At 35.4% G+C, this 7,735-nt stretch carries 11 protein-coding genes and 1 pseudogene; 9 read left to right on the top strand and 3 right to left on the bottom strand.

Annotated features, from left to right (window positions below):
* The 3 genes and pseudogenes from MOC86_RS16185 to MOC86_RS16175 form a co-directional block, all read left to right on the top strand.
* The coding region (locus MOC86_RS16185) for a group II intron reverse transcriptase (protein ID WP_268585075.1) at positions 1-1,153 on the top strand (1,153 nt) is incomplete at its 5' end.
* A 190-nt stretch (positions 1,154-1,343) separates the two neighbouring features.
* Positions 1,344-1,499: pseudogene (locus MOC86_RS16180) on the top strand (winged helix-turn-helix transcriptional regulator); the annotation flags it as partial.
* A 407-nt stretch (positions 1,500-1,906) separates the two neighbouring features.
* Positions 1,907-2,437, top strand: a complete 531-nt coding sequence (locus MOC86_RS16175) for a DinB family protein (protein WP_268585074.1) — start codon at positions 1,907-1,909, stop codon at positions 2,435-2,437.
* A 484-nt stretch (positions 2,438-2,921) separates the two neighbouring features.
* Here the strand turns inward: MOC86_RS16175 and MOC86_RS16170 are convergent, their stop codons facing one another.
* Positions 2,922-3,161, bottom strand: a complete 240-nt coding sequence (locus tag MOC86_RS16170; protein WP_268585073.1) for a hypothetical protein — start codon at positions 3,159-3,161, stop codon at positions 2,922-2,924.
* Positions 3,162-3,482: 321 nt separating this feature from the next.
* On the opposite strand from MOC86_RS16170, the gene MOC86_RS16165 reads away from it, so the two are divergent.
* From MOC86_RS16165 to MOC86_RS16140, 6 genes are all read left to right on the top strand, one after another.
* The gene (locus tag MOC86_RS16165) at positions 3,483-3,641 is read left to right on the top strand and encodes a hypothetical protein (RefSeq protein ID WP_268585072.1); all 159 of its coding nucleotides are present in this window, start codon (positions 3,483-3,485) and stop codon (positions 3,639-3,641) included.
* Between the two features lie 470 nt (positions 3,642-4,111).
* Positions 4,112-4,303: a hypothetical protein gene (locus MOC86_RS16160; RefSeq protein ID WP_268585071.1), complete on the top strand. Its 192-nt coding sequence runs from the start codon at positions 4,112-4,114 to the stop codon at positions 4,301-4,303.
* A 390-nt stretch (positions 4,304-4,693) separates the two neighbouring features.
* Positions 4,694-5,302: a transglutaminase-like domain-containing protein gene (locus MOC86_RS16155; RefSeq protein ID WP_268585070.1), complete on the top strand. Its 609-nt coding sequence runs from the start codon at positions 4,694-4,696 to the stop codon at positions 5,300-5,302.
* 71 nt (positions 5,303-5,373) lie between these two features.
* Positions 5,374-5,676, top strand: a complete 303-nt coding sequence (locus MOC86_RS16150; protein ID WP_268585094.1) for an ArsR/SmtB family transcription factor — start codon at positions 5,374-5,376, stop codon at positions 5,674-5,676.
* A gap of 74 nt (positions 5,677-5,750) precedes the next feature.
* Positions 5,751-6,179 (top strand): DMT family transporter, encoded by a 429-nt coding sequence (locus MOC86_RS16145; RefSeq protein ID WP_085118165.1) that lies wholly within the window; start codon positions 5,751-5,753, stop codon positions 6,177-6,179.
* Between the two features lie 12 nt (positions 6,180-6,191).
* On the top strand, positions 6,192-6,653 hold the full coding sequence (locus tag MOC86_RS16140) for a DMT family transporter (protein WP_243509965.1): 462 nt from the start codon (positions 6,192-6,194) through the stop codon (positions 6,651-6,653).
* A 44-nt stretch (positions 6,654-6,697) separates the two neighbouring features.
* Here the strand turns inward: MOC86_RS16140 and MOC86_RS16135 are convergent, their stop codons facing one another.
* Together MOC86_RS16135 and MOC86_RS16130 are read right to left on the bottom strand one after the other, a co-directional pair.
* Positions 6,698-7,105, bottom strand: coding sequence for an NUDIX domain-containing protein (locus MOC86_RS16135; RefSeq protein WP_268585093.1), 408 nt, complete (start codon positions 7,103-7,105; stop codon positions 6,698-6,700).
* A 73-nt stretch (positions 7,106-7,178) separates the two neighbouring features.
* Complete coding sequence (locus MOC86_RS16130; RefSeq protein WP_268585069.1) at positions 7,179-7,667, bottom strand: GNAT family N-acetyltransferase; 489 nt, start codon at positions 7,665-7,667, stop codon at positions 7,179-7,181.
* Between the last annotated feature and the right edge of the window lie 68 nt (positions 7,668-7,735).

The raw sequence follows: 7,735 nt of genomic DNA, 5'->3' as shown, positions 1-7,735 counted from the left end.
TTTCGGAGGTCTCCAAGGAGGAATCTTATCTCCTTTATTATCAAACGTTTCCCTAAATGACTTGGACTGGTGGATAGCTGGTCAATGGGAATTTCTGAAAACCAAACATAAGTATATTCGTGGAAATAAGTATAAAGCCATGAAGAAGACAAACCTTAAACAAATGTTTATCGTAAGATATGCAGATGATTTTAAGATTTTCACCAACACTCATAAATCAGCTATCAGAATATACCATGCAGTCAAAGGATATCTGAAAGATAGATTAAACCTTGATATATCTCCCGAAAAATCTATGATAACTAATCTGAGAAGAAATAAATCTGAATTCCTTGGTTTTTCTTTAAAAGCTGTTAAAAAGAAAAACAGGTACGTTGCTTATACAAATGTTTCTGTTAAAAATAAACAAGAAATCAAAAGCAAAATTAAACAACGCATTAAAGAAATACAGAAATCTCCGATTTTAAAAAACATCTCAAATTACAACTCATATATTTTGGGAATACAAAACTACTATAAAATAGCCACTCATGTGAATACTGACTTCACAGAAATTGCTTATTGTCTTTCGAAAACCCTGTACAATCGTCTAAAGTCAACTGGAAAATGGGGTATACCAATTAATCCGAATGCGACTTACAAAAAATTTTACAAAAACCACTATAGTACATTTGAAATTGGAAATGTATACTTATACCCGATGGCTGATATCAAAACTCAGTGTGCTAGGAATTTCACACAAGAAAAGTGCAATTACACAAGTGTTGGAAGAAAATTGCTTGAACACAAGTATTTATCGGATATGGTGGCAAAAGAAATTAAACGCTTAGAGAATTCGACTACTGAATACAGTAGTCTTGAATATGCTGATAACAGAATTTCCAAGTACTCAATGCAAATGGGAAAATGTGCTTTAACAGATGAATTTCTATCAGCAGAAGAGGTACATTGTCATCACATCAAGCCTAGAAGTCTAGGTGGAACAGACTCTTTTAGCAACCTAGTGATACTCTCCAAGGAGTCGCACAAATTAATTCATGCGACTGATGAACAGACAATTGAACGATATATGGACAAACTTCTTTTGGATGGAAAACAATTGAAGAAACTCAACATGTATCGTAAGAAATGTAATTTAATTGCAATCGATTAATAACTATATGATGGAACGCCGTATGAGATGAAAGTCTCACGTACGGTGTGGCGGAGGGGAAAAGGTGGAGATAACTTCAAATCCTTACCTATTCCGTATCTTTTGGAGAGGTAAAAAAATATTATTACAGCAGGATCTCTTTTTTTATTCGTAGTTATCGGAAACAGCCACAGAACCAGAATCAAAAAATGTAAGTCCACGCACTCTCTCCCTAAGTTTAAAAGAGTTGGAAAACGAAGGTATTATTTCACGAAAAATATACGCAGAGATCACACCACATGTAGAATACTCTCTTACATACAAAGGAGAAACATTGCGCCCTATTTTTGAAGCAATGAAAGAATAGAGAAACGCTTGGGATGTGTTAGGTATAGGAAGCGTCTATGAGGATTGAACAAAAAGACTTTTTTACTCATCAAATGCGTTCTGCCGTTATTAAAGATGACGTACCTTATGAGTCTAAATTAATGAAGAAGCAGAATTTCTAGAGCGAGAAAAAGGTGGAAAATAACGTTACATATTAGAAAAAACAATAGAGCACTCCACCTTTATAAAAAGTTAGGCTTTAAAGTTAAAGGGATTTTACGAACTAACAAAGTAATATGTAATGAGTAAATTTCGGTCGTGAATGTACATAATAGTGTCTTAAAATACTAACAAATCATCTAAAATAAGAAGGTTTTTTACTAAAAGAGATGTAATATTAACAGTGCCTGACATTTCGATAACTTAGCATTAGAAAAGGAGAATCCAATGACAAACTTCCCACTACAGTTTTATCAGTTCAATACTTGGGCGAACGAGCAAATTTTTAAGCGTTTAAAAGAGCTTCCAGAAGAGACTTACCGTAAGGAAATTCAAAGCATCTTCCCGTCTCTTTCTCACGTCCTAGCGCATGTTTACCTTTCTGACCTTGGATGGTTTGATGTGTTCTTAGGAAAAGATTTGCAGCATGCATTAAACTTAGCAAGGGAACATAAAGAAGAGATGGAAGCAAAAAGCTTAGCAGAGATGGAGCAGCTTTGTACGGATTTATCAGAGCGCTACAAAACCTTTCTAAGCAAAGAAGACAACTTGCCAAAACAACTCAGGATCCAAAATCCAGCTGGTGGAGTGATGGAAACAACGGTAGGTGATCTCGTCCCTCATGTTGTGAATCATGGTACATATCACAGAGGAAACATTTCAGCGATGCTACGTCAAATGGGCCACGCTTCTGTGCCGACAGATTATGGGCTGTATTTGTTTTTATTCGCCCAAAAAGAAAAGTCCTCTTTCATATAAGAGGACTTTTCTAATATGTAATAGCTTTCTCCGCTTTCGCTTCTCCTGACATATCTTCTGAAAAAATAAAGATAGCGACAATTACAAACAGCATTCCGAGAAGATGAGAAATGCTTTATTTAAAGGTTTTGAGCTAATTCACACGTGATTATTATCTTCTAATCTTTATATTGAAGTGAGCAGTACTAAAATTATGACATTAACCTGAGAATTTTATTAACTATACTATAATTTAAAGAGGCTACTATGTATAAATAATACAAGGTATCTCTTATTATAATTATAAAATAGATTAAATTTAGTTAGTACAATATGTATATTTGATGTTTAACAATCGCGCCCGATTGTTGAAACAACTGGTTTAAATTTAATACACAGTTAGTTGTATTGCGACAAAATCATTTAACCTCTTCACATAAGGTAACGCACTGTTATATCCAGCAAGGATTCGTAATAAAAAAACAACCGAAATAATTCGATTGCTCTAAATTCTTAACCTATTCGTGATACTATCGAAGTAATTAAACCCTTTATCCGTTACCTCTGCATTTAATACATTCCCAAAGTTTGTATGACTAATTAAACCTTCGTTATACATTTCTTCGCAAATCTTAACGAAGTCTTCCGGAGTGACGTCGCAAGCGTCTGCAGAAGGCTCCTTATCGTTTAAGAGCGAAGTTAAAATTAATACTTTTCCGTTTATAACGTATAAATCTTCATTCATTTCGCACACCTCCTCGACTTAATATCCGTTAGAGGCTCTTGCTATATACGTTGATTTGCAAAAGTTAAAATTGATATTCGAATTTATTTTGCACGTCAAAAGTGCAATATTAAAGAAATAACATTTATTCATCTAAAAAATACAAATCTTTATACAAGAATTGCGCTCTTTTCATGAAGTCTTGGTTTCAAGGTAATATTAATAACAATCTTCCGCATTAGTCCCCTTTACTTTAAGTAAAACCCGCTGAAATCCTCGGATATACTGAGTGTTTTTTTGTAAATAATAAGATTGTTAAGTAATAAATTGAGGAGGAATTGTATGCAACAAGATCAACAAGCTAAAGAGAATTTGGATTCTATTATGAAACCGAAATTTTCCGGAACTGATGCACAAAAAGTTAAACAAGAAATTCAAAAAGATGTAAGCGAAGGCCAAGGAGCAATAACTTCCCGAGAAGCAGGAGCAATGCGTGATTAAAAAATCACTCAGAGTGGTTTTGTTCTGTTTCAAGATTAAACACGTTACATCTCTCATTTAGATTTGAACGAGATGCTGCAAATTTAATAATTAGGCAAGGTTGGTTTGAAAGACCACCTCAAGCGATTGGCCGTAAATATCTAGAAACAATCTGTACCATTTTTATAAAGGTGTTACTCCACAAACTGGCCCGATTGTTGAATAAGAAGTTAAAGGGTGATACATATTAGTCACGTATAATATGCATCACCCTTTATTTTCTAAGACTTTTTTCAATTTAGATCTTGATAAAATTTTACCAGGTAGATTCTCTTCTTTTTAAATCCTATTTAAGTCTAAATTTACATATTTATCTTCTCTTTCATATAATTATTTGTTACTTCAACTATGGTTTACTCGAATAAAAAGGAGAAAGAAACAGAGAATAAGGGAGAATTTTTAATACAGGATAAGAAAGGAGATGCGAAATGATGAAAAACAATATTCAAGTGTTACCTATCATTGCTTCTGTTGGTATTGGAGCAGCTGCTTACAGTATGATGACAGGACGTGGTGGGCAACTTCAAAATGTAATGCCACATATGTTAAACATGAACCCTCAAGGAAGCAATCAAATGATGGGACAACAAACGGGGCAACAAACAAATCAACAAAACCAATAATACATCTTTTACGCTTCCAATCTCCCTCCAAAGTTCGACATTTCCCTTCTTTCCTAACGGGGAAAGAAGAGAAAAAATCCTCTATTCCCCCTGAATAGAGGATTTTTTGCCCATGGTCACATTCTTCTCATAATAAGTATCATTAGCTTAATGATGTTTTAATCTTTCTCAACGCATATTCTGAAATTCTTATTAATGACAAAGTGACCTAATGACAACTTTCTCCCCCTAAAAACGATATACGCCTATTACAGAATCATTTTCCTCATTATGCCCTATTCAATTATAAAAAAATACAAATTCTAAATTCTTTAGGGAGGAAATATCTATTCACTCTTTATGAATTAATATATAATTGAATGTATAATAATTCATAAAGGAGCTGTTTATATGGGCTTAGTTCTTCAATCTACTAACCCTCATGATTACTTAATTTCTACCCCTGAAGTGAATTTCACGCATCCTTCTCTTATGAAAAAAGCAGATGAAATTTATGCAAATTCCACGGATAAGCTCCATTATGCTAAAGAAGCTTATGAATTTGTAAGAGATCACATCGCTCACTCATGGGATATCCGAAGTCACCGTGTGACAAGAACCGCTTCTGAAGTATTGGCGTATGGGGAAGGAATTTGCTATGCAAAGTCTAACTTACTCGCTGCCCTTCTTCGTGTAAAAGGGATTCCAACAGGCTTTTGCTACCAAAGACTCACATTGTTTGATACACCTGAAGATGGGTATTGTATTCATGCTTTAAATGCTGTGTATATTGATGCTGAAAACAAATGGATTCGCCTTGATTCGCGTGGAAACAAGCCTGGAGTGAATGCGCAGTTTTCCCTTTATGAAGAAAAGCTCGCCTTCCCTGTTCGTCCCCATTTGGATGAATTGGATTACCCAACAATTTATGTACATCCTCATGAGAAGACAATGAACATTTTAAAAGAACATAGCGATGGTAGAGAAATATACATGAATGGTTTACCGAAAAACATTTAAAAAATACGGCAGAGAGACACTCGAGTTTTTAAACATTGACATATCGGTATACAACGATTAGTATAAAAGACATGAATTCAATCGATATTTTCAAAGCACTTTCAAATGAGATACGTCTAGACATCTTGACGTGGTTAAAGGATCCTGAGAAACACTTTAATACGCCTTCTGCGTACATCGAAGAAAAAGGAGGCGTATGTGTTGGAGATATTCAAGAAAAAGCTAATTTATCTCAATCGACAATATCTCATTATTTATCGATGATGCAGAAGGCAAAATTATTACAATCAGAGCGTCATGGAAAATGGACGTATTATCGTCGTAATGAAGAAACAATCAAAGAATTAGAGAAATATGTGAGAGAGAAACTATAAAAGTTTTTTTCTCCGCTTTTCATTTCTATAATTCTAGATATATAATTATTTAATTATTAGGAAGGAGTATTATTATGCGCTATGTCATCTACATCATTGCTTTACTAGCTGGCGCTTCACTAAGTCTTGAAGGAGCCATTTATGGAGAGCTTGGCAAAGTGATTGGAGAGCTAGAAAGCAGCTTTTATAACTTTGCTGGTGGTTCTATCATCATGGGACTATTATGGATTTTCTTTGGAAAAGGAAAATTATCATATACAAGAGAGGCGCCGAAATGGACACTCGTTGGCGGGCTTTTGGGCCTTATATATTTAACTTCGATTGTGATTAGCGTCCCTTTTGTTGGAGTTGGCATTACAATGGTAGCGATTGTTATTGGCCAAATGGTCATGAGTATGTTTATTGAACACTTTGGCTGGCTTGGAAGTCAAAAAATAGCGGTCAACAAAGAAAAAGTTTTCGCTCTTATTTCGATGGTTATTGCCCTTATTTTAATTTACTAGGAGGTTTAAGCTATGGCAATTGCAATGGTTATTTTTACGTTAATCGGCGGAATCGTTCTAAGTGCTCAATCCTCTGTGAACGGAACACTTAGTCGAAAAGCTGGAACAATTGAAACCACTCTTTTCACTTTTATTACAGGTTCTCTATTTCTTGCTCTTATTATTTTATTCTTTGGTCAAGGAAACATTTTAGCGATTATGGAAGCGCCAAAATGGCAGCTAAGTGCCGTCTTTTTAGGTGTTGCTTATCTTTTATTAACTGTCATTGCAGTACCTCGAATTGGCGTTATCGCAACAAACATCGGAACAATTATCGGTCAGCTTATCACAGGTATGATTATTGACCATTTCGGCTGGTTCGGCGGTCTTGAAATTCATATTGATGGCAAACGTTTAGCTGCTTTAGCGTTTATGTTGCTTGCTTTATACTTTGTGTATAAAAGCAATAAACGTGTGAAACAAGAAAGAGTATAAAAAAAGGAGCGAATGCTTAGAAAAGCGTTCGTTCCTTTTTTATTTTAGTATGATTTTAGATACTGCTCTTCTAACAGTGGAATGCTATGCTTTTTCTTATGGTACGCTAAGATTTCCTTCCGGAGATTCGGATATAAAACAATCGTATGAAGCTCATCTAACGGTACCCACCTTACTCCTGTTTGGTTTTGGTCCCGTTTCTCCGGTAGCTTAGGATTTTCTCCCTCTCGTACCGAGCAGTCAAAAATGGTTGTTACCGAATGCACAGGACCATATTTATTATGATTTAAATGTGGAGCATACTCATAAAGAAAAGCTATTTCCCCAACTTCAATATCTATAGAAGCCTCTTCCCTTGCTTCCCGTTTCACGGCTTGTAAGAGCGACTCACCATGTTCTACGCCTCCACCAGGTAAATTGTAGTGAAGACCGTTTTCATCATGAAACTCAATTCAGAGAACCGCTTCATTTTTAATAATCAATGCGCTTCCTCTCACTCTTAGTGGATACATTACCTTCCCCCTGCTATTTCAATCTTTTACTCATGTTATACCAAACCGCTCCACCGTGAGCAGAATCTGATACACCTATGTTGTTGTATCCGTGTTTTTCATAGAACGAAATTAAATCTTCTTTACACGTAAGCGTAACCGTCTCACGAGTCCGTTTACGCGCTTCCTTTTCCAAATGAGCTAACAGCTTTGCTGAGATTCCTCGACTTTGGAAATCTGGATGGACTGCTAATCCTAGAATTGTCTGATGACCACCGAATGGAGGATTTGCCGTAATATCTTCAAACAAATCGTCTGTAATGAACTTTTGTTGGATTACAGGTCCATTCACTAATCCTGCAATTGTTCCGTCTTCTTCAGCGACAAAGAAACTGTCACGGATATGTTGGAGGCGCTGTTTTGTTGCCCCTGGAGTTGCTGCTTCTTCTTTGGAGAAACAGAGTTTTTCAATTTCAATGAGTCTTGGGAGATCTGATAGAGCAGCGTTTCTGATTTTTAGCATGTAGTGGTTCCTCCTAAAAATGTTAAAAATGGATATTACTATTTTATAATAGGATATATTTCTTTTCT

It is taken from the genome of Priestia endophytica, assembly GCF_026790145.1.
In the GTDB taxonomy this organism is placed as follows: domain Bacteria; phylum Bacillota; class Bacilli; order Bacillales; family Bacillaceae_H; genus Bacillus_I; species Bacillus_I endophytica_A.
The sequence above is the reverse complement of the archived record's forward strand: the minus strand, read 5'-3'. Positions and strand labels throughout refer to the sequence as shown.

What these genes read in the sequence shown, in the direction of transcription:
- MOC86_RS16165 (WP_268585072.1), top strand. Translation starts at nt 3,483, where the DNA reads ATGCAACAAGATCAACAAGCTAAAGAGAATTTGGATTCTATTATGAAA.
- MOC86_RS16160 (WP_268585071.1), top strand. Translation starts at nt 4,112, where the DNA reads ATGAAAAACAATATTCAAGTGTTACCTATCATTGCTTCTGTTGGTATT.
- MOC86_RS16155 (WP_268585070.1), top strand. Translation starts at nt 4,694, where the DNA reads ATGGGCTTAGTTCTTCAATCTACTAACCCTCATGATTACTTAATTTCT.
- MOC86_RS16175 (WP_268585074.1), top strand. Translation starts at nt 1,907, where the DNA reads ATGACAAACTTCCCACTACAGTTTTATCAGTTCAATACTTGGGCGAAC.
- MOC86_RS16170 (WP_268585073.1), bottom strand. Translation starts at nt 3,161, where the DNA reads ATGAATGAAGATTTATACGTTATAAACGGAAAAGTATTAATTTTAACT.
- MOC86_RS16145 (WP_085118165.1), top strand. Translation starts at nt 5,751, where the DNA reads ATGCGCTATGTCATCTACATCATTGCTTTACTAGCTGGCGCTTCACTA.
- MOC86_RS16130 (WP_268585069.1), bottom strand. Translation starts at nt 7,667, where the DNA reads ATGCTAAAAATCAGAAACGCTGCTCTATCAGATCTCCCAAGACTCATT.
- MOC86_RS16140 (WP_243509965.1), top strand. Translation starts at nt 6,192, where the DNA reads ATGGCAATTGCAATGGTTATTTTTACGTTAATCGGCGGAATCGTTCTA.
- MOC86_RS16150 (WP_268585094.1), top strand. Translation starts at nt 5,374, where the DNA reads ATGAATTCAATCGATATTTTCAAAGCACTTTCAAATGAGATACGTCTA.